This is a genomic window from Tannerella forsythia 92A2 (assembly GCF_000238215.1).
Classification (GTDB): domain Bacteria; phylum Bacteroidota; class Bacteroidia; order Bacteroidales; family Tannerellaceae; genus Tannerella; species Tannerella forsythia.
Genome location: NC_016610.1, coordinates 1839477 through 1860233 on the forward strand (window position 1 = coordinate 1839477; position 20757 = coordinate 1860233).

General features: G+C 51.2%; 16 protein-coding genes. 6 read left to right on the forward strand and 10 right to left on the reverse strand.

All coding sequences use genetic code 11. The annotated features are described in order from the left end of the window. Positions 1-54 precede the first annotated feature (54 nt). Both BFO_RS07530 and BFO_RS07535 read left to right on the forward strand, forming a co-directional pair. A complete protein-coding gene (locus BFO_RS07530) occupies positions 55-1152 on the forward strand; it encodes a hypothetical protein (RefSeq protein ID WP_014225061.1) in 1098 nt (365 codons plus the stop codon). A 68-nt stretch (positions 1153-1220) separates the two neighbouring features. After that, entirely contained in the window at positions 1221-1682 is a 462-nt protein-coding gene (locus BFO_RS07535; RefSeq protein ID WP_041591207.1) for a methylglyoxal synthase, read from the forward strand. Positions 1683-1694: 12 nt separating this feature from the next. Here BFO_RS07535 and BFO_RS07540 read toward each other — a convergent pair whose 3' ends face one another. Further along, complete coding sequence (locus BFO_RS07540) at positions 1695-2519, reverse strand: tetratricopeptide repeat protein (RefSeq protein ID WP_041591208.1); 825 nt, start codon at positions 2517-2519, stop codon at positions 1695-1697. Between the two features lie 198 nt (positions 2520-2717). On the opposite strand from BFO_RS07540, the gene BFO_RS07545 reads away from it, so the two are divergent. Then, complete coding sequence (locus tag BFO_RS07545; protein WP_041591209.1) at positions 2718-3308, forward strand: 30S ribosomal protein S16; 591 nt, start codon at positions 2718-2720, stop codon at positions 3306-3308. Positions 3309-3423: 115 nt separating this feature from the next. On the opposite strand, the gene trxA is transcribed toward BFO_RS07545, so the two are convergent. After that, entirely contained in the window at positions 3424-3843 is a 420-nt protein-coding gene (gene trxA / locus BFO_RS07550) for a thioredoxin (protein ID WP_231964139.1), read from the reverse strand. A gap of 153 nt (positions 3844-3996) precedes the next feature. On the opposite strand from trxA, the gene BFO_RS07555 reads away from it, so the two are divergent. Beyond that, complete coding sequence (locus tag BFO_RS07555; RefSeq protein WP_041590777.1) at positions 3997-5196, forward strand: THUMP-like domain-containing protein; 1200 nt, start codon at positions 3997-3999, stop codon at positions 5194-5196. Here BFO_RS07555 and BFO_RS07560 read toward each other — a convergent pair. The 8 genes from BFO_RS07560 to BFO_RS07595 all read right to left on the reverse strand — a co-directional run bounded on the left by BFO_RS07560 (position 5180) and on the right by BFO_RS07595 (position 18938). Next, entirely contained in the window at positions 5180-7093 is a 1914-nt protein-coding gene (locus BFO_RS07560) for a RecQ family ATP-dependent DNA helicase (protein ID WP_014225068.1), read from the reverse strand. The two genes, BFO_RS07555 and BFO_RS07560, sit on opposite strands and share 17 nt — an antisense overlap. 6 nt (positions 7094-7099) lie before the next feature. Further along, entirely contained in the window at positions 7100-8824 is a 1725-nt protein-coding gene (gene recJ, locus BFO_RS07565; protein WP_014225069.1) for a single-stranded-DNA-specific exonuclease RecJ, read from the reverse strand. Positions 8825-9054: 230 nt separating this feature from the next. Then, the gene (locus BFO_RS07570; RefSeq protein ID WP_014225071.1) at positions 9055-9543 is read right to left on the reverse strand and encodes a DUF456 domain-containing protein; all 489 of its coding nucleotides are present in this window, start codon (positions 9541-9543) and stop codon (positions 9055-9057) included. A gap of 51 nt (positions 9544-9594) precedes the next feature. Next, on the reverse strand, positions 9595-10572 hold the full coding sequence (fmt, locus tag BFO_RS07575; RefSeq protein WP_014225072.1) for a methionyl-tRNA formyltransferase: 978 nt from the start codon (positions 10570-10572) through the stop codon (positions 9595-9597). A 1004-nt stretch (positions 10573-11576) separates the two neighbouring features. Next, complete coding sequence (gene htpG, locus BFO_RS07580; RefSeq protein WP_014225075.1) at positions 11577-13637, reverse strand: molecular chaperone HtpG; 2061 nt, start codon at positions 13635-13637, stop codon at positions 11577-11579. Positions 13638-13756: 119 nt separating this feature from the next. After that, on the reverse strand, positions 13757-16321 hold the full coding sequence (locus BFO_RS07585) for an ATP-dependent Clp protease ATP-binding subunit (protein WP_014225076.1): 2565 nt from the start codon (positions 16319-16321) through the stop codon (positions 13757-13759). Between the two features lie 146 nt (positions 16322-16467). Beyond that, positions 16468-17739, reverse strand: a complete 1272-nt coding sequence (locus tag BFO_RS07590; protein WP_014225077.1) for a hemolysin family protein — start codon at positions 17737-17739, stop codon at positions 16468-16470. Next, a complete protein-coding gene (locus BFO_RS07595) occupies positions 17730-18938 on the reverse strand; it encodes an L-serine ammonia-lyase (protein WP_014225078.1) in 1209 nt (402 codons plus the stop codon). The genes BFO_RS07590 and BFO_RS07595 overlap by 10 nt, the downstream gene beginning before the upstream one ends. Positions 18939-19016: 78 nt before the next feature. Between BFO_RS07595 and pheS the strand changes: the two genes are divergently transcribed. Next, positions 19017-20039, forward strand: a complete 1023-nt coding sequence (pheS, locus tag BFO_RS07600; RefSeq protein WP_014225079.1) for a phenylalanine--tRNA ligase subunit alpha — start codon at positions 19017-19019, stop codon at positions 20037-20039. 42 nt (positions 20040-20081) lie between these two features. Beyond that, the gene (nth, locus tag BFO_RS07605) at positions 20082-20735 is read left to right on the forward strand and encodes an endonuclease III (RefSeq protein WP_014225080.1); all 654 of its coding nucleotides are present in this window, start codon (positions 20082-20084) and stop codon (positions 20733-20735) included. Positions 20736-20757 lie beyond the last annotated feature (22 nt).

The window sequence follows — 20757 nt, forward strand, 5'->3', positions numbered from 1 at the left end:
CGATCGCGCTGGACAAAATTATTACGATTATTCAAGAAATTAAACAGACATCCCGTGAAAAAGTTATTCTTCTTATCCGCCATATTAGGTTGTGTACAATGGGTTATAGCGCAAGACACCGGTCATTTTCCGTCTTTCGATCGTGTCGAAGATATATGCTATTGCGCCGTGCAGTTTCTACATCCCCGTCAGGTTGTTAAAAACAGCAACAATTACGAGGTTTTATTGGCGTTGCGCCGCCCAATGACACTTGAGCAGCTTGCTGCCACCGGTATCTCACACAGCGAAAACCAAATCCTGCTCTTACAGTCGCAACGTCTGATCGAGCGCGATGGCAACATGTACCGGACGATAATCCCCATACTCGACAGTCTGCATACAAGCGCCTTACGAACCGATTCATACGAGACCGGAAAAATACTTGTCCCCGAAATTGTCGACGACTGCCGCAATCTGGTCGAGCACCTTTCGTCTGAAGGCATGCCCCATCATGCATTCAGCATCCTTTTCTCTTACGTCCTCGACGGAAAAATCTGGAAAGTCATGGAAAAAAAAGAGATGGTAACCGGACGCAACAAAGAGAGTCACGAATCGTGGGAGGGCAATTACTGGATACTGTACAACAAGCGAAAAGCCCTGCAATGCGGAACAAATACAATGAGCGTGGGCGGAAAGTATTCGGTCAAAATCAATTGGTCGGACGGCCTGATTCGTTTGGCACACCCTCTTTTCAACTCGAAGAACCTAAATAATTTTCTGAAAGAAATCGATGCAAACGATAAGGTTTCCGAACCTTCCGCATTCTCATTTTTTACGGAAATCGGAGTGATCCGTCCGGATGGTTCCATCAACATCCCGATTATTGAAGACTCCGATGCAAACCGCATTCATGCGTTTGCCGAGACGATTAGCAACAAACTTACGGAAGCGCTGCAAACAAAGGTCGACATCGAAGCCATCACACATAAATACGGCTTTGCCGACACGCATGAAGCCATGGTTATTTTCTATCACGAAGTCATGTGGGATATCCTCAGCGAATTGGTGGAACGCGGTGTGGTACGTCAACCGGCCGTCTTTGCTTCTCCTCAAACCGCCAAGCTGTCTGATGTGCGCGATCTATGCTTCCTGCTCCGTGAGAATCACGAGTAGCGAGCTTCGCCACAACGGAAAATCACTACATTTGTCGCGCGTAAGAATACATAAAAACTGACGATATGATGAAAAAGAAATTGACAATTGCGCTTGTAGCGCATGATAACCGCAAGGTCGACATGATCGACTGGGCTGTCTTCAATGCCGATTTTCTGGCTGCACACAACCTCGTTTGCACCGGCACGACCGGCACGCTGATTCGCGACGCCTTTGAACGGCGGGGCATCGAATACAGCAATATCCGCTGCATGCACTCGGGCCCGATGGGAGGAGATACCGAAATTGCCGCCATGGTGGTACGCAAGGAGATCAATCTGGCCGTCTTCCTGATCGACGACCTCAATCCGCAACCGCACGAAGCCGACATCCAGATGCTCCTGCGCCAGTGCCGCGTTCACAACGTACCCATTGCGTGCAACCGTTACAGCGCCGACCTGATGATTACCAGCAGCCTTTGGGACGATGACGCGTATGAGCCGATGGAACCGAAATATGCTCCGTTTAACCGTGAGAACTATCCCGTATAAAGCGGGATATTGCTAAAAAGTCATTTTGATCAGTTCGTCGATAACGGCCTTGTCATAACCCAGCTCGAGCGCTTTTTTGAAATCGATCGCGGCCGACTCTTTCTCAAATTGCGCGAGTTTAATTTTTCCGCGCAAGACGTATAGATGTGCCGGCACGTCGTTCGTCTCGGCAAAGATCTTGTTAAGGTCGGCCATGGCGCGTGCATTTTTTTTCATCCGAAAATACAGCTCGGCACGTTCCTCGTAATACTGCAGAGGAGTTCTCGACTTTTCGATCAGGTAGCTGAGGATCGCTTCGCTGTCTTCATAATTACCACGCGCTTTATCAAGCAAGGCAAACCCGAAACGCCCTTGCTCCGACTCTTTGTCGATCGACATGATCTTCTCGAAATCTTCGTCGGCCAGCATATAATCTTTCGCCTCTATATATAACATCCCGCGGCGGTAATACGCATCGAGATCGAGTGGATCGAGCAGCAGCAACGCCTGATAATCGCTCAGCGCCTTTTCCGTTTCACCCATCTCGACATAAAGCTCCGCACGGTTCGAAAGGATCAGCTTGTTCTTCGGTTGCAGGCTGAGCGCAGCCGTATACGACACGAGCGCCTCATCCGTTTTGCCTTGCTGCCGCTGGATCGTTCCCAGATTCGAGAGCAGGGCGAAGTTATTCTTATTGGCCGGTTCGGCATGCATGGCGGCCTTCAGCGCCTCTTCGGCTGCCGGCAAATCGCCTCGGTCCGCATATTCGTAACTCTTGCGAATCATCTCTTCATACGTCTGCGCCCGCAACGTTCCCACCATGAGCAGCAGTCCGAGCGCCATGCTCCATATTTTCATCTTCATACCTGTTATTTCCGTTTTATCGTCGCAAAGCTACAATAATGGGACGTAATTTCGTGTTAAACGCCCCTTATATTATAAATGATCAACCGAAAAGCCTTGGATTTTTCTGTCGGAAGAAGCGGCGGTATAAAAAAAATGCGTATCTTTGCCGCTCAATTTTTTACGAACAAAGTTTTATTTAATTATTCAAACATGGCAACAAGAATTAGATTGCAAAGATTCGGTCGTAAAAGCTACGCCTTTTATCAGATCGTTATTGCAGACAGCAGGGCTCCACGAGATGGAAAGTTTATTGAAAGGATCGGTTCTTATAATCCGAACACCAATCCTGCCACAATAGATTTGAATTTCGATAGAGCTTTGTATTGGTTACAGACAGGTGCGCAACCGACCGACACGGCGCGTATGATCCTCTCGCGCGAGGGGGTGTGCATGAAAAAGCACTTGCTCGACGGTGTAAAGAAAGGCGCATTCGACGAGGCAAAGGCCGAGGAGAAATTCCAGTCGTGGCTGACGGAGAAGAAGCTCACTTTGCAGAAAGTGAAAGATGCCGAACGCGAAAAGTCGAAAGCCGTAGTGAAAGCGCGTTTGGATGCGGAAAAAGAAGTGAACAAGGCAAAAGCGGAAGCTGTAGCGAAGAAAAAAGCGGAGTTGGCTGCCGCCGCCGAGGCTAAAGCCAAAGAGGAAGCTGCTGCCGCCGCTGCGGAAGAGGCTGTAGCTGCCGCACCGGCCGAAGAAGCTCCTGAGACGCCTCAGACCGAAGAAGCTCCGAAAGCCGAATAAATCCGTTTAACACAGAAAATAAAAGGAGGACATTTTTCATTTGAAAATGCCCTCTTTTTTGATGGTTCGCCTGTCGAAATGCGACCTTTTCCCCACCACTTCGCTTTGGGCTGACTCAATTCTTCTTCTCTAATAGAAACTCATCGATATATTTTGCCAGTGTCTCTTTCGGTTGCAATCCCATACTGGCTTGCGGTTTACCCTGCATCGGGACGAATAACAGCGTTGGAAGACTGTTGATCCCGAAAGCCGACGCCAATTCCTGCTCCTTGACGACATCCACTTTGTAAATCACAATGTCATCTTTGTACTCGGCTGCCAGTTCCTTCAATATCGGCGCAACACGTCTGCACGGCCCGCACCAGTCGGCATAAAAGTCGATGATACACGGTTTGTCCCCTTCATACTTCCACTCCGAAGCATTCTTTTCGTAGTTAAACACCTTCGCCAGAAAATCGGCTTTATTCAACACAATCACTTCGCCCGCTGCCGATGCGTTGCCGGAACGTGCCGTAGCATAAAATGCAAAAAACATCAGCGAAAGGATCATCGAATATTTCATTTTATTCATACCTGTAATTTTTAATGTTTATCCTCTATTTTATTTCAGTGCAAAGATAAATGACAATTCATCAAGTTTCAATGCACTGTGACGAATAAAAAGTGTTTTTTGTTTATTTTTGCACTTGTGGAACTGACAGAAACGATGCGAAGATTTATTCGCGAACATGCGGCAGACGATGTGCAGCGATTATTACTTTCGGCAGCTCAATACCCTTCGATCGATGTGCCTCATGCCGTCACGCAGATCGAAGCGCGACGCGTCCTGAAAGATAAGATGCCGGTCTGGCATGCCTGTGACGAGTTGATTTTCCCTTCCAAGCTGGCAGCCGAGCAATGTTCGTCTGCACGAACGGCACAATACAAACTCCGGCTGCTCGAAGATGAACGGCATCTTTGCGACCTGACGGGAGGATTGGGGGTAGACAGTTACTTCTTTGCGAAGCAGGTGAAACAGGTATGCTATGTAGAGCGTGACAAGGCCTGTTTCGACGCGGCGATACGAAACTTCTCCGTCCTTTCCGCAAAGAATATCGAAGGACGCAACGAAGAAGCCGCACACGCCTTGTCGGAGCTTACGGCAACGGACGTCTTTTATATCGATCCGGCACGGCGCGGCACGGGCAACCGAAGAATGTTCGCCCTGTCCGACTGTGAGCCCGATATCGTACAGCTTCTGCCGGCGATGCTGCGCAAGGCTCCGAAGGTGATTGCCAAACTTTCACCGATGCTCGACTTGAGTCATACGCTGGCACTGCTGCCCCAAACGACCGATGTGCACGTCGTGTCGGTCAAGAACGAATGCAAGGAACTGCTGTTCGTACTGCGACGGGGAAACGCGGCAAAGATACCCCGTATACATTGTATAAATATCATGACAGATTCTTCGGAACAGGCTTTTTGTTTTACTCCGGCCGAAGAACAGGCTACTCCCGTCTTACCGGCAAAGTCGGCAGGAGCTTACCTGTACGAACCGAATGCTTCGATCCTGAAAGCCGGCGCCTACAAACAAACGGCTCTGCGTACGGGCGTCCGTAAACTGCATGTAAACAGCCATCTTTATACATCGGACGAGGAGGTATTCGATTTTCCGGGGCGCAGCTTCCGGATCGAAGAAGTGCTCCCTTTCAGTGGGAAAATATGCCGGACCATCGCGCGGAATATTCCGCAAGCCAATCTGACGGTGCGTAATTTCCCGCTGTCGGTCGAAGAATTGCGCAAGCGAACAAAGATCACGGATGGCGGAGAAATCTATCTTTTCGCCACGACGCTCGCCGACAATCAAAAAGTGCTTATCCGTTGTACGAAGCTCAGTCAGTTCCCTTAACAAACGAAATGTATTCGTCCTTCAAGTGAAATTGGTCGTCATGATCGAGCAGGAAGCGTAAAGCTTGCATGTTTTTTTCCTGTTCCAGCGGCAAGAGACGGGCCAGTTCGAGGACGCTTCCGGGCTTTTCGCCCAGCATCTCGATCAAGGCTCGACGAATCATATTGAACTCCCACTGTGTCAGCCCAGATTGCGTTTTTCTCAGGCAGATATCGCATCCCTTGCAATCTTCAGCATCTTTCTCCCCGAAATAATGAAGCAGTAAACGGGTGCGGCAATGATGCTTCTCATTCAGATAACCGATCACCCGATCGATACGCTCCCGATCGCGTTTTTTACGCTCCTCGTAAGCAAAGGCAGGGATATGCAGATGCACAATCTCTTCACGAGTGCGTGTAAACGTAATCTGCGGCACCTTTTTTCGAGGGACATAACGGATGATACCGGCTTTCGAGAGTGCGACAAGGCAATGATATACATGCTCCGCGGTCGTATGGGCACGGGTAGCGATGAATGTTTCGTCGATAAAAACATAATCCGCAAAGAGTCCGGTATAAGAACGCAGGACGGCACGCACCACGTTGTCCGTAAGCTCATCTTGACGCAACGCCTGATAAAGTTCTTCGCGGGTAATGAGAAAGATCATACGCGAGGCGTTATCGGGCTCTTCGACATATTCAATATAACCGGCCAGCTCGAGGATTTTCAGGGCATGATGGACTTGCGTAAGAGAGAATTTATAGACAGTACAAAATTCGGCAATCGAAAAATCATGTGTAGTAAAAAGCCCGAACCCCGAAGCAATCTGGAAATAATATCCCAACGACTCATAGACACGCGCAATCACTTCTTTGTCGGGATACTCGTCGGTAATGCGTTTGTTCAGTTTCGTTATATCGGACGAAGCGCAGAGCACCACGGCATAGGCACGCTGTTCGTCGCGTCCGGCACGTCCGGCCTCCTGAAAATATTCTTCGAGCGATCCCGGCATATCGATATGCACGACCAGACGGACATCAGGCTTATCGATTCCCATCCCGAAAGCGTTCGTCGCAACCATCACGCGGCACTGATTATTCTTCCACGCGTTTTGACGCTCGGTCTTCACCTCGCGTTTCAGTCCGGCATGAAAGAACTGCGCCGATATACCCTCCTGCCGAAGAAACGCGGCCAACTCCTGCGTGCGTTTCCTGTTACGCACATAAACGATGGCTGACCCCGGCACTTTATCAAGCATATAGAGCAGCGTCTGCAACTTGTCTTCACATGAACGGACAACGTATGACAGGTTTTTGCGTACGAAGCTCTTGCGGAACACATTCTTTTTGCGAAAACAAAGTTTCTCCTGGATATCCTCGATCACTTCGGGAGTAGCCGTAGCTGTGAGCGCCAGCACGGGAACCTCGGGGAACAGCTCCCGTACGGAAGCAATGTTCAGGTAAGAAGGCCGGAAATCATATCCCCATTGCGAGATACAATGGCTCTCATCTACGGCCAGCAGGCAGACATTCATGGCACGCAGTTTGCTTCTGAACATCTCGGAGGCTAACCGCTCGGGCGAAACGTACAGGAACTTGTAATCTCCGAAGATACAGTTACCGAGATGCGTACCGATCTCTTCGCGCGTCATGCCGGTATAGACGGCGGTCGCTTTGATTCCCCGCTGACGGAGGTTATCCACCTGATCCTTCATCAGCGCAATCAGCGGGGTGACGACTAAACAGAGCCCCTCCATACCAAGTGCGGGCACTTGAAAAGTCAGCGATTTACCGCCTCCGGTAGGCATCAGCCCGAGTGTATCCTTACCGGCACAGACCGAATGAATGATCTCTTCCTGTAAGGGGCGAAACGAGGTATACCCCCAATACTGCTTTAATATCTCATGGTGGCGATCCATGAGCAATCACAACTCCGAGGGTCGAATATCTTTTACCATTAACTGGATGGTCGTATTCCCGTTGTACGTATTCTCCTCGATGGTATAGCACAAGTCGAACGGGTTCATTGCTTTGACATAGTTGGCATGCGTACTCATCCCGAATGCGATGGCGTGAAGCGGCCCTCCTCCTTTCCCGTCGATGATTTCCAGTTTCAGGTGTTCGAGTTCCTTCCCGACACAGCGGCTCGTTCCGTAGTCCTGCACACGCAGGGAGCAGAAGACGGGCTTTTCGTTATCCGGACCTAAAGGGTTCATCTTCTTCAGCTCGTTCACGAAACGGGGCGTGATATGTTTCAGGTCGATGACGGCATCGATGTCGATTTGCGGAGTCATCTGTTCGGGCACGATATCTTCGGCCGCCAGCTTCATGAAGCGGTTGGTGAACGCCTCCAGATTCTCTTCGCGCAGTGAAAGTCCCGCGGCATAAGTATGCCCTCCGAAGCTCTCCAGCAGATCGCGGCATCCCTCGATGGCTTTATAGATATCGAATCCGACGATGGAGCGTGCTGAGCCGGTTATCAGTTCCGACGACTTCGTCAGCACAACCGACGGACGATAATACTTCTCCGTCAGACGCGAGGCGACGATTCCGATTACCCCCTTGTGCCAGTCGGGGTTATACACTACGATGCCTTTCTGAGTTTCGATGTCCTGAATTTCTTCGATGATCGCATTGGCTTCATCGGTAATCTTCTTGTCGAGTTCGCGCCGGTCGTCGTTATACTGGTCAATGCTTTCGCTTCGTTCGTTCGCCTCGTTCATATCTTTCGAGAGCAGCAATTCGACGGCCTCGCGTCCGTTCATCATCCGTCCCGAGGCATTGATGCGTGGTCCGATCTTAAAGACGATGTCGCTGATCGTTATCTCCTTGCCGGCCAGTCCGCAGACGTTGATGATGCCTCTCAGTCCGAAGCTCGGGTTGTTATTGAGCTGGCGCAACCCGTAGTAAGCGAGGATGCGATTTTCGCCCGTGATCGGTACGATATCGGACGCGATACTGACGGCCGTCAGTTCGAGTAAATTTTCGAGCTGTGTGAAAGGGATATCGTTGCTCTGGGCAAACGCCTGCATGAATTTGAATCCCACGCCACATCCCGAGAGATGTTCGTAGGGATACTGCGAGTCGGTACGTTTGGCATCGAGCACAGCCACGGCGGCCGGCAGTTCGTCGTCGGGCATGTGATGGTCGCAAATGATGAAATCGATGCCCCGCTCATTGGCGTAGGCCACCTTGTCGATGGCTTTGATACCACAGTCGAGCGTAATGATCAGCGAGATGCCGTTTTCGACGGCATAGTCGATGCTTTTGTACGAAACACCGTAGCCCTCGTCGTACCGATCGGGAATATAAAAATCGATTGTCGACGAGTAGGGTCTCAAAAACTTGTAGACGAGCGATACAGCCGTTGTACCGTCTACATCATAATCCCCATAAATCAGAATCTTCTCTTTGTTTCCTAACGCTTTGTTGAGCCGTTTCACGGCCTTGAACATGTCGGGCATCAGAAACGGGTCATGCAAATCGTTCAGGTTCGGTTTAAAGAATTTCCGCACTTCACGGGCAGAGGCGATGCCGCGTTGCACGAGCAACAGGCAGAGGGTGGGACTAAGTCCCAGCTCGGCAGCTAACTCGTCGCGTTTGCGTAAATCTTCTTCTGTATGGGGTCGAATACTCCATCTGTTTGTCATTATATATTGTTTTTATTTTTTTCAAGCATGCAGTAACAGAATGAACGATGATCGCTACATAGTGCGACAGGTTCAGAAAATTACTATTGGCTGTAAAAATACAACGAATAAATGACATAACATGGTCATCGCCGAAAAAATAAAACGGCGCACATTTGTTTTTTGAAAAAAAAAGATTTGTTTCTCTTTTTTGCAGTCGATCGAAAAAGAAAACGAACGTGCAAAAGAAATCAGAAAAACGCTGCAATAAAGCAATAGATAAACCATCCGCAGACACCGATCTTACATATCGTACCGAGCAGAAAACCGACAAATGCGCCGAATCCGGATTTTACAGCCTCTCTGATATGGCGTCGTCCCAACAACAGTTCACCCGCTATCGCCCCGACGAAAGGGCCGATCAAAATGCCCCACGGAGGAAAGAAGAAAACACCCGCTAACGTACCTACAACACATCCCCAATTGCCCCATCGGCTTCCATTCCATTTTTTCACGCCCCAGATCGGCAGTAAATAGTCGAAAGCTATGGTGAGCAATACCAGCATAAACCAGACAATCAGCTGTGTGGTGGTAAATTCTACGCGTTCGGTAAAGTGCAGCAGAAGCAATCCTCCGTACGAGAGTGGTGGTCCGGGCAACACGGGGAGTAGACTGCCAATCAGTCCTCCCAACAAGCAAACGGCTCCGAGGATGATTAACACAATCTCTAATACCATCATAATCTTTTGTATTGAAGGGTTGGACGAAACAACGACAGATTTGTCAACGGCCTATTCCACCCTCGTGTCCGAAAGTGCGATTCCGTTCAGAAAATCGCTCGCCGCCATCCGTTTTTTGCCGGCTAACTGTACTTCTTTGACGCGGATAAACCCATCTTCGGCGGCAATATCGAGGTGTTTTTTACTGTCGGTACGGATCGTTCCGGCTGCGAGCCGATGGTTTTCCATCCTCTTCTCGGTCGCAAACAGTTTCAGTACGGAGCGACGGCCGTCAGGCAAGACGAGCTCAGTCCATGCTGCGGGATAGGGGGAGAGGCCGCGAACAAAGTCATACACCTTAGCCACAGGCTGCTTCCAATTTATGCGACACGTATCTTTAAAAATCTTCGGGGCGGGGCGCAGCTCTTCTTCGTCGGTACAAAGCGTCTCCTGCGGTCTGGTTTCGATCGTGCCGCCGGCTTCGATCAGCAGATCAACCGTTTCAATCACCAACTGTGCTCCGGCGTCCATAAGCGCATCGTGCAGGCGTCCGGCATCGTCGGTTTCGGCCACGGGCAGTCGGCGACGACGGATGATGTGTCCGGTATCGATCTCGTGCTTAAGGAAGAAAGTCGTCACTCCCGTTTCCTTCTCGCCGTTGATAATCGCCCAGTTGATGGGTGCCGCTCCGCGATATTGCGGCAAGAGTGAGGCATGCAGGTTGAACGTGCCCCGGGGCGGCATCGCCCAAACCGCCTCGGGCAGCATCCGGAAGGCGACGACGATCTGCAAGTCGGCCCGCAGAGCACGCAACTCGCGGATGAACCGCTCGTCTTTGAGGTTTTCGGGCTGCAAGACAGGAAACCCCTGCGAAAGGGCATATTGCTTGACGGCCGAAGCCTGAAGCACACTGCCATGGCGTCCTACCGGTTTATCGGGCATGGTGACGACTCCCACAACGCGGTAGCCGCCCTCGACAAGGGCACGCAGACTGGCTACAGCAAACTCGGGCGTACCCATAAATACTATTCTCAGGTCGTTTTTTTCCATACGTTTTCTTTTTATCCGACGACGCAAATGTACGCGATAATTTTTAATCGCAGATTCCGCAATAGAAGAAATAAGAATGGAGGGGGGTGAGGGGTTTAGGTGTTGAATTGTTTGCTGAACGCTGACTAACTGAATGCTGAACGCTGACGATTATGTCAGGCCTTCAGCCCTCTGAACAAGGTATGGGCATTACGAACGCCGCCTTTGTCATTCCGAACACCGTGAGGAATCTCGCCCCGGAAAAGGAGAGAGATTCATCGCTTCGCTCTGAATGACAAATTAATGGTTAATTGTCAATTGTTAATTGTTATGCCGGTTATCCGAACACAGAGGGACATCCCCCCAGCCCCCCCTTCAAAGGGGGGAAGAGCGAAAGCGAAGGGGGATGTTACCCCTTCAAAGGGGGAATGCAGTGCGGTCAGCATTCAGCCATCGGTATGCCACGTAGGGGCGAACCATCTGTTCGCCCTTTTTTTGTGTGGTGTCGGGTTTGTCCGAACGCCCTCGGCGTTCGGACATGGGCCTCGGGCGGTGAGCCGACGGAGCAGCGAGCAGGGCGAAAGAAAATCAGGCTGTCCGAAGCGAAGCGAGTTACCTGATTTTCCGGCCTGCAAGCGTCACGAGGGCGTGCGAAGCGCACGAAGCCTTGATCTTTTGGTTACTTTTGGGTCAAGCCAAAAGTGACAGAAAGAGATTCTTCGCTTCGCTCTGAATGACAAATTAATTGTTAATTGTTATGCGTGGTACACGGTATCCGAACGCAGAGGAACATCCCCCCTCCCCCCCTTTGAAGGGGGGGGAGGGGGAAGCGAAGCGTTGGGAGAAAAGCGAACACAAGGTTCGCCCGCTACGCGGCATTTCGTTCGGTAGCCTAATACCGTTCCGTCCGGTAGCCTAATGTCGATTCATTCGACAGCCTGCTCCATCAAAAAAGGAGGGCTTCCCTGTCCGGTTTCGCCCCCCTCTCTTCTTCCTGATCTGTCGGACGGTTCACTTCTTCCGGATTACCGAATCAGATCGACACTTCGGCGGATGAAGCGGCTCAACGCTTCCCCTTTGAGCAATCCGTTGCCGAGCAGGGCAAGGTCGATCAGTTGGCCGATGATCGGATTGCCGGCGGCATATTCGGCCAGAATGGCATTCTGTTGTCCGCGTAACTCGGTAAGTTTCCGGTTCGTATTCGTCAAGTCCTCTTTTTCGGAAGCCGTAATTTCGTCCTCTTTCTTTTTGTTTTGCGCTTCACGCAAGTCGCTTTGTCGGGCTTCCCATCCCTTGATATCGTTCCGAACAGGCTGTAACTTTTCGGCACATGCCTTTTCTTCGTCGGCCAGTACGGACTGAATCAGGGCATGATCGGTGTTGAGTACGAGGTTGTAACTGTCGGGCATCTCTCCGTAGAACGACATGCCGGGCTGCATAGCCGACATTTCGCGCATCCGTCGCATGTATTCGCTTTGCGTAAGCATCACCGGGTTAGCGCTCGGGCCTAAGGCCTCGAACGAGACGGTAAATTCAACCTTGTCGATCCCGGGCAACTGGCTTGTGAAGATTTCCTGCAACGCCTCCTTCTGGCGGTCGTCGAGGTGAACCGTGTTGCCGTCGGTTTTACGGATCAGGCGGTCGATCGTATCACTGTCGACGCGCACGAATCTCGTTTTCTCGAGCTTCTGTTCCAACTGACTGATGGCATGCACATCCAACTGTCCGTCCATAACCAGCACGCTGTAACCTTTATCTTTAGCTGCCTGAATGTAGCTGTACTGATCGTTCGGATTCGTGGTGTAGAGATACGTCAGGAAGCCTTCCTTATCAGTCTGGTTTTCCTTGATCAACTGCTGATATTCGTCGTGCGTATAATATTGGTCGTCTACGTCTTTGTACAATGCGAATTTGGCGGCGCGTTCGTAGAATTTCTCGTCGCTGAGCATGCCGTACTGGATAAAGAGCTTGAGGCTGTCCCATTTCTCTTCGTACTGCGGACGGTCGTTCTTGAAGATTTCTTCGAGACGGTCGGCCACTTTCTTGGTGATATGCGCCGATATCTTCTTCACGTTCCGGTCGCTTTGCAGGTACGAACGCGAGACGTTGAGCGGGATATCGGGCGAGTCGAGCACGCCGTGAAGCAGGGTCAGGAACTCGGGCACGATGCCTTCGACCGAGTCGGTGACAAACACCTGATTGCAATATAGCTGAATTTTGTTTCGATGCAGGTCGATGTTGCTTTTGATGCGCGGGAAATAGAGGATTCCCGTCAGATTGAACGGATAATCCACATTCAGGTGAATCCAGAAGAGCGGTTCGTCGCTCATCGGATAAAGCTCCCGGTAAAACGTCCGGTAATCTTCGTCGTTCAGTTCCGAGGGTTTGCGTACCCATGCCGGCTGAGTGTTGTTAACGATCTGATCCTCGTCCGTATCGACGTATTGACCGTCTTTCCACTCCTGCTTCTTTCCGAAGACGATGGGGACGGGCAGATAACGGCAATATTTGTTCAGCAGCGAGGTGATCTTGCTCTTCTCGAGAAATTCCTTGTTTTCGTCGTCGATAAATAAGATAATGTCTGTGCCGCGATCGTCTTTTGTCGTTTCCGTCATCTGATATTCGGGCGATCCTTCGCAGCTCCATTTCATTGCCACAGCGCCGTCTTTATACGATTTGGTAACGATCTCGACCTTTTTGGCCACCATGAACGACGAATAGAATCCCAGTCCGAAATGTCCGATGATGGCAGACGCATTGTTCTGATACTTCTGCACGAACTCTTCGGCGCCGGAAAACGCGATCTGGTTGATGTACCGTTCGATCTCTTCGGCCGTCATGCCGATTCCGCGGTCGGAGACGATGAGCTTGCCGTCTTCGATACGGATGCGCACGGACAAGTCGCCCAGTTCGCCTTTGAAATCGCCGACCGACGATAAGGTCTTCAGCTTTTGTGTCGCGTCGATTGCGTTAGACACCAGCTCGCGGAGAAAAATCTCATGGTCGCTGTACAAAAATTTCTTGATAACGGGAAAGATGTTTTCGCTTGTAACACCGATATTTCCCTTGGTTTCGTGATTTGCCATATTGTTTATTTTCGTTTTTTTATTGTTTTCTCTATAGTCTCTTGTCCGGACAAAAAAAATGCCAGACCCTTCATGTCCGACATTTTGTCTGTCTGCTTATACGCAACGCCGATCGTGCTTCACGCCTTTTTGATTTCGTGTGTCATTTTGTCGGTTGCCTGATCATGCCCGATTACGATCGTATCACCCGGCGTCACATCTTCCTGCAGAAGGATGCCGGCCATCTCGTCTTCGATATATTTCTGGATCGAGCGTTTCAGCGGCCGTGCACCGAACTGGACATCATAGCCTTTCGAGGTGATGTATTCCTTCGCTTCGTCCGTAATTTCCAGACGGTAGCCGAGCTCGTCGATCCGTCGATAGACTTCTTTCAGTTCGATGTCAATAATCCGGTGAATCGAGGTTTTGTCCAGCGGATCGAACATGACAATATCGTCGATACGGTTCAGAAATTCGGGTGCGAACGACTTTTCCAGCGCTTTACGAATCACGCCGCGCGAATAATCTTTGTCCATCAGCCCCTGTCGCTGCGGATGGAAGCCGATGCCCCGTCCGAAGTCTTTTAACTGGCGCGTCCCGATATTGGATGTCATGATCAGAATCGTATTTTTGAAGTCAATGCGGCGTCCGAGGCTGTCGGTCAGCCGTCCCTCGTCGAGCACCTGAAGCAAGAGGTTGAACACGTCGGGGTGCGCTTTCTCGATCTCGTCGAGCAGCACAACGGAATAGGGTTTGCGACGCACCTTTTCGGTCAGCTGTCCGCCTTCTTCATAGCCGACGTATCCCGGAGGTGCTCCGATAAGACGCGAGACGGCGAACTTTTCAAGGTACTCGCTCATGTCGATTCGGATCAGCGCATCGGGTGTGTCGAACAGGAACTCGGCCAGTTTTTTGGCCAGATGCGTTTTGCCTACTCCCGTAGGTCCTAAGAACATGAAGGTGCCGATGGGTTTGTTCGGGTCTTTCAGTCCGACGCGGTTACGCTGAATGGCTTTAACGATCTTTTCTACGGCTTCATCTTGCCCGATGATCTTTTCCTTGAGCAGTGCCCCCATGTCACGCAGTCGTATGTTTTCCGTCTGTGCAATACGTTGCACGGGTACTCCCGACATCATCGCCACCACCTCCGCCACTTGCTCGGCATCGACCGTCTCGCGATGTTCCTGCATCTCTTCTTCCCATTTATGCTTGGCCGCTTCCAGTTCGATGATGTATTGCCGTTCGGTATCGCGATGGCTTGCCGCCAGCTCAAAATTCTGCGATTTCACAGCCGCTAGTTTGTCATTTCGGGTCGCTTCGATCTTCGCTTCCAGCTCTTCGATATGCCGGGGTACGACAATGGTCGAGATATGCACGCGTGATCCGGCCTCGTCCAGTGCATCGATGGCCTTGTCGGGGAGATTGCGGTCGCTGATGTAGCGTTCCGTCAGTTTGACACATGCTTCAAGCGCCGCATCGGTATAGATCATATGATGATGTTCTTCATACCGTTCCTTGATATTTTTGAGAATCTGCAAGGTTTCTTCGGGGGTGGTCGGGTCGACGAGCACCTTCTGGAAACGGCGTTCCAATGCTCCGTCCTTCTCGATGTTCTTCCGATACTCATCGAGTGTCGTAGCGCCGATACATTGCAGCTCACCCCGTGCCAATGCAGGCTTAAGCATATTGGCGGCATCCATTGAGCCCGAAGCCGAACCGGCCCCGACAAGCGTGTGGATTTCGTCGATGAACAGAATGATATTCGGATTTTTTGTCAGCTCGTTCAGTACGGCCTTGATGCGCTCTTCAAACTGCCCGCGATACTTCGTTCCGGCCACGATGGAGGCCATGTCGAGGCTAATCACCCGCTTGTCGAACAGGATGCGCGACACCTTGCGCTGAACGATGCGCTGTGCCAGCCCTTCGACAATCGCCGATTTCCCGACGCCCGGCTCGCCGATCAGCACGGGATTGTTCTTCTTCCGACGGCTCAGAATCTGTGCCAGCCGTTCAATCTCCTTCTCGCGTCCAACGATCGGGTCCAACTTTCCTTCGGCAGCCGCCCGCGTCATATCCGAGCCGAAATTGTCGAGCACCGGCGTATCGTTCGACACTTTCTGCGAAGTGCCGGCTGCGCCGCGCACCATGCCTCCCGGTGTCGACTGCCCCGAGGAAGACGAAGAATACGACGATGAAAAGGCATCGTCTTCTTCCTCATCATCGTCGGTAAACCCGTCGCGAACTTCTTCGATCTCCGCGATATCGATATCGGATTCACCGCTCACGCGACCGTAGACGGCGTGATAATCAATACCCGTTCGTCCCAAAATCTGTGCCGCCGTATTAAACTCCTCTTTCAGGAGTGCCAGCAGCAGGTGTTCGGTTCGCGTACGTTCGCTTTTAAAGATCCGGGCTTCGAGCATGCTCATGCGCAATACACGTTCGGTACTTTTGCTGATGGTAATATCATTGAGTGGCATTTCGCCCGTTTCATACGTATTTCGTATTTCGTGTTCGATCTCTTTTTTGATCTGTGTCAAGTCCGCATTCATCTCCTGAAGAATGGTTACGGCGTTCCCATTGCCTTCGCGCAGCAGGCCCAGCATCAAATGCTCCGGACCAATGTAGCTGTTCTGTAAACGAGCAGCCTCTTCGCGACTGTATTCAATCACGTCGATCACTTTTTTTGAATAATTGTTCTTCATACTTCTCATGCTTCGTCTGTGCAAAGTTAGTAATATCTCCCAATATGTCATACAAATTTTATGCCAAAACTCAACTCGGCCTCCAACAGGGTGAAGCCAGCTGGGCGAAAAAAATTTTTTTCGTTCGGAAGAAGAAGAGATTCCTGCTATGCATGCTTACGCACAAGCACCTTGTCGATGCGGGCACGATCCATATCGACAATCTCAAAGTCGAAACACTGCCAACTGAACGTCTCGCCCGTTTTGGGAACATGCTCGAGCAGCTCAAGAATCAACCCGCTGAGGGTATTGTAGTCATAGTCGGCATAGAGGTCGGCCATGTCAAAGTATTCGAGGAAGTTATAGAACGAATACTGCCCGTCCACGAGCCATCCGTTACCTCCGGCACGTTCTCTGATTTCAGGTTCTTCGTCGACGTCGGGTAGCTCGCCGATCAGCGCTTCGACGATATCCTTAAGGGTAACAATTCCCTGAATGCCGCCGAACTCATCAGTAACCAAACCATACTTAACCCGCGCACCTTTAAACTGTTCGAGTGTGTTATAGACGCTCTGGTTTTCGGGCACGAAGTGAGCGGGACGCAACACCTCCGAGAGCGAAAAGCCGGGCCGATCAATCTTCCCGAACAAGTCTTTGAGGAACACCACCCCGATAATGTTGTCAAATTTTCCGGCAGCTACGGGATAGACATTAAAGAGATGGTCTTTCACGGTCTGACGGATCGTATCGAGAGGCTCTTCAGTATTGAGCCAGATAAGTTCGCTGCGATGGGTCATGATCGAACCGACGTCACGGTCGCCCAACGTAAATACGCGCTCTACGATGTCTTGCTCCACATCCTGCACCTCGCCGCTGTCGAACCCCTCACGAACGATGGCTTTTATCTCATCTTCGGTCACTTTGTTTTCTTCGGGGCGATTCAGGCCGAAAAGGATCATCAGTCCGCGTGTGCTTTTGGAGAGCATCCATACAACGGGCGATGCGATTTTTGACAGTACATTCATCGGTCGGGCAACGAGCTTGGCCGCCTGTTCGGCAAAGTTCATACCGATACGTTTGGGCAGCAACTCGCCCAATACCAGCGTGAGGTATGTCACAAGTACGACAATCGTCAGTTTTGAGATCGCCAACGCATACGGTGCAAGCGCCGGCATGCTTTTCAGCACCCTTGCCAGGTCGGCAGCAAAGGCCTCACCCGAAAAAAGCCCCGTTAAAATGCCGACGAGCGTAATACCGATCTGAATGGTCGACAGAAACTTATCCGGGTTATGCGCCAATTCGAGAGCCGTCTGAGCCGACTTTTTTCCTTTACGAGCCTCCGATTCAAGACGCGCCTTACGCGCCGAAACGAGTGCGATTTCGGCCAGAGAGAGGCAACCGTTCAGTAAAATAAGTCCCAAAATGACGACTATTTCCATGGTGACAAAGGGCTGCTTTTTGCCAGCCCGCCTTCGGCCGTTTCTTTATACAGGCTGGGAATATCGTGTCCCGTTTCTTTCATTACCTCGACCACACGATCGTAGCTGACACGATGGTTGCCGTCGGAATAGATCGCATAAACGTTCGCATCGAGCGCCCGGGCCGCCGCTACCGCATTGCGCTCGATACAAGGCACCTGTACTAACCCGCATACGGGATCGCACGTCAGTCCCAGATGATGCTCCAGCGCCATCTCAGCCGCGTATTCGATCTGCCCCGGCGTACCGCCGAAGAGCTGACAGGCTGCAGCTGCAGCCATGGCACAAGCCACACCTACCTCTCCCTGACAGCCGACTTCGGCACCCGAAATCGAGGCTTTCTCCTTGGCGATGTTACCGAATAACCCGGCTGTAGCTAACGCTCTCAATATCCGTATCTCACGAAAATCGTGCGCCTTGTAAAGATGATACAGCACCGCCGGCAAGACTCCGCTCGACCCGCAGGTGGGGGCCGTTACGATGCGTCCGCCCGAAGCGTTCTCTTCGGAGGTGGCCAGCGCATACGCATAGATGTTGCCACGCGAATTGAGACTCCCGGTATAGCCCTTGGCCTTGACGTAATAGGTGGCAGCCTTGCGACGCACCCCGATACCACCGGGCAAAACTCCCTCGTTATTGAGACCGCGATCTATCGCTTCGCACATCACATGCCAGACCTCCTTCAGGTAATCCCAGATTTTCGGGCCTTCACACCGCTCGACATATTCCCAAAAGGAGCAGCCGTCAGTCCTGCACAATTCAAGAATCTCTGCAATCGCCGTCAACGGATAGATGTCGTTCTCCATATGCTTCGTCTCCTCATTCGCCAATGCCCCGCCTCCGACACTGTAAATCGTCCAGCAATCTTTTACCTCCCCCTCCGAAAGAGCTTCAAACAGCATCCCGTTCGGATGAAAAGGCAAAAAGACCTCGGGTCTCCAGATTATTTCGGTGGGTGCAACCGGTTCCAACACCTCGAGGATCGCCCGATCGGTCATGTGCCCACGACCGGTCGCTGCCAGGCTGCCATACAGCGTTACTCGAAAATACGATACTCCTGAAGTGCGTTCCAGAAACAGACGGGCTGCCTTCTGAGGCCCCATGGTATGACTGCTTGAAGGTCCGTTTCCTATTTTATAGAGTTCTCTTAACGATTTCATATTTCTCTTTCGCGGCGCAAAGATATAAATTTATTTTTTACCTTTGTCGGCTGAAAAATAATCAGTACGCACGATAAGATGATTGAAAAAATTAAGGCGCTGATGCAGGAAGTAGAACGCCTGAAAGCTGATAATGCCGAAGAGTTGGAAGCGTTACGTATCCGATACTTGAGTAAGAGAGGAGAGATTAACGCCTTGATGAACGATTTCCGAAATGTGGCGGCCGACCGGAAACGCGAGGTCGGACAGTCCTTGAATGAACTGAAAGAAATGGCCCAACAGAAAATCAGTCAATTGAGAGAACGGTTTGAACAGACAGCCGAGAACTCCGACTTCTATGATATGACGCGCACGGCCTATCCGATTCCGCTCGGTACACGCCATCCGCTCTCGATTGTGCGCAAAGAAATATGTGATATCTTTGCACGACTGGGATTTACCATTGCCGAAGGGCCGGAAGTGGAAGATGATTGGCATGTCTTCTCGTCGCTCAACTTTGCCGAAGATCATCCGGCACGCGACATGCAGGACACCTTCTTTATCGGACATGCGCCCGATGTATTGTTGCGCACGCATACCTCGTCGGTACAGACAAGGGTCATGGAGAGAACCCCTCCCCCCGTGCGTATCGTCTGCCCCGGACGCGTTTACCGTAATGAGGCGATCTCAGCACGAGCCCACTGCTTTTTCCATCAGATCGAAGGACTGTATGTAGACCGTGACGTCTCATTCGCCGACCTGAAACAGGTCCTGCTTTTCTTTGCGAAAGAGATGTTTGGAGCCGATACGCAGATCCGCCTGCGGCCGTCTTATTTCCCGTTCACAGAGCCGAGCGCCGAGATGGATATCACATGTCACATCTGTGGCGGCCAGGGTTGTAACATCTGTAAACATACCGGATGGGTAGAGATTCTCGGTTGCGGAATGGTAGACCCGAATGTGCTCGATCTGTGCGGTATCGACAGCCGCACTTACTCCGGATATGCCTTGGGTATGGGAATCGAACGAATCACCATGCTCAAATACCGGATCAACGACATCCGCCTGTTTTTTGAAAACGACCTTCGGTTCCTGCGTCAGTTTGAGGCGGTTCATTATTAGAAGAGTCTCGCATGGATACATGATCGCTTATTTTTCGTAACGATGAGAAAAGAAGAACGATACAAGGGGGTCATCGGATGGTTCGAGGAGCATATGCCCGTTGCCGAGACGGAGTTGAAATATACCGACCCGTTTCAGTTACTGGTCGCTGTGATTCTCTCGGCACAGTGTACCGACAAGCGGGTGAACATGATTACCCCCGCCCTGTTCGAAGTTTTTCCTACGGCCGAAACGATGGCCGCCGCCTCTCCCGAAGAAATCTTCGAATACATCAAAAGCGTTTCTTATCCGAACAATAAGTCGAAGCATCTTGCCGGTATGGCACGGATGCTGGTTTCCGATTTCGGCGGCAAGGTGCCTTCCGATACGGACGAGCTGCAAAAGTTACCGGGCGTCGGTCGTAAAACAGCCAATGTTATCGCCTCAGTACTCTTCGATCAGCCACGCATGGCCGTCGATACTCATGTGTTTCGTGTGGCTAATCGCATTGGGTTGACTTCTATGAGCAAAACCCCGTTAAACACCGAAAGGGAGCTCGTTCAACATATTCCCGAGCATCTGATTGCCAAAGCGCATCACTGGCTCATCCTCCACGGGCGTTACACTTGCATTGCCCGCCGCCCTCAATGCGAACGCTGCGGACTGACACCCTGGTGCAGGACATACGCGCAAACAAAAACCGTAACCGGTAATTAACCTAATATTAACGTTGAGATTG

Excerpts from the sequence above, each read along its gene's own strand:
- BFO_RS07535 (WP_041591207.1), top strand. The coding sequence starts at position 1,221 with ATGAAAAAGAAATTGACAATTGCGCTTGTAGCGCATGATAACCGCAAG.
- BFO_RS07540 (WP_041591208.1), bottom strand. The coding sequence starts at position 2,519 with ATGAAAATATGGAGCATGGCGCTCGGACTGCTGCTCATGGTGGGAACG.
- BFO_RS07545 (WP_041591209.1), top strand. The coding sequence starts at position 2,718 with ATGGCAACAAGAATTAGATTGCAAAGATTCGGTCGTAAAAGCTACGCC.
- trxA (WP_231964139.1), bottom strand. The coding sequence starts at position 3,843 with ATGTTTTTTGCATTTTATGCTACGGCACGTTCCGGCAACGCATCGGCA.
- BFO_RS07560 (WP_014225068.1), bottom strand. The coding sequence starts at position 7,093 with ATGGATCGCCACCATGAGATATTAAAGCAGTATTGGGGGTATACCTCG.
- recJ (WP_014225069.1), bottom strand. The coding sequence starts at position 8,824 with ATGACAAACAGATGGAGTATTCGACCCCATACAGAAGAAGATTTACGC.
- BFO_RS07570 (WP_014225071.1), bottom strand. The coding sequence starts at position 9,543 with ATGATGGTATTAGAGATTGTGTTAATCATCCTCGGAGCCGTTTGCTTG.
- fmt (WP_014225072.1), bottom strand. The coding sequence starts at position 10,572 with ATGGAAAAAAACGACCTGAGAATAGTATTTATGGGTACGCCCGAGTTT.
- htpG (WP_014225075.1), bottom strand. The coding sequence starts at position 13,637 with ATGGCAAATCACGAAACCAAGGGAAATATCGGTGTTACAAGCGAAAAC.
- BFO_RS07585 (WP_014225076.1), bottom strand. The coding sequence starts at position 16,321 with ATGAAGAACAATTATTCAAAAAAAGTGATCGACGTGATTGAATACAGT.
- BFO_RS07590 (WP_014225077.1), bottom strand. The coding sequence starts at position 17,739 with ATGGAAATAGTCGTCATTTTGGGACTTATTTTACTGAACGGTTGCCTC.
- BFO_RS07595 (WP_014225078.1), bottom strand. The coding sequence starts at position 18,938 with ATGAAATCGTTAAGAGAACTCTATAAAATAGGAAACGGACCTTCAAGC.
- pheS (WP_014225079.1), top strand. The coding sequence starts at position 19,017 with ATGATTGAAAAAATTAAGGCGCTGATGCAGGAAGTAGAACGCCTGAAA.
- nth (WP_014225080.1), top strand. The coding sequence starts at position 20,082 with ATGAGAAAAGAAGAACGATACAAGGGGGTCATCGGATGGTTCGAGGAG.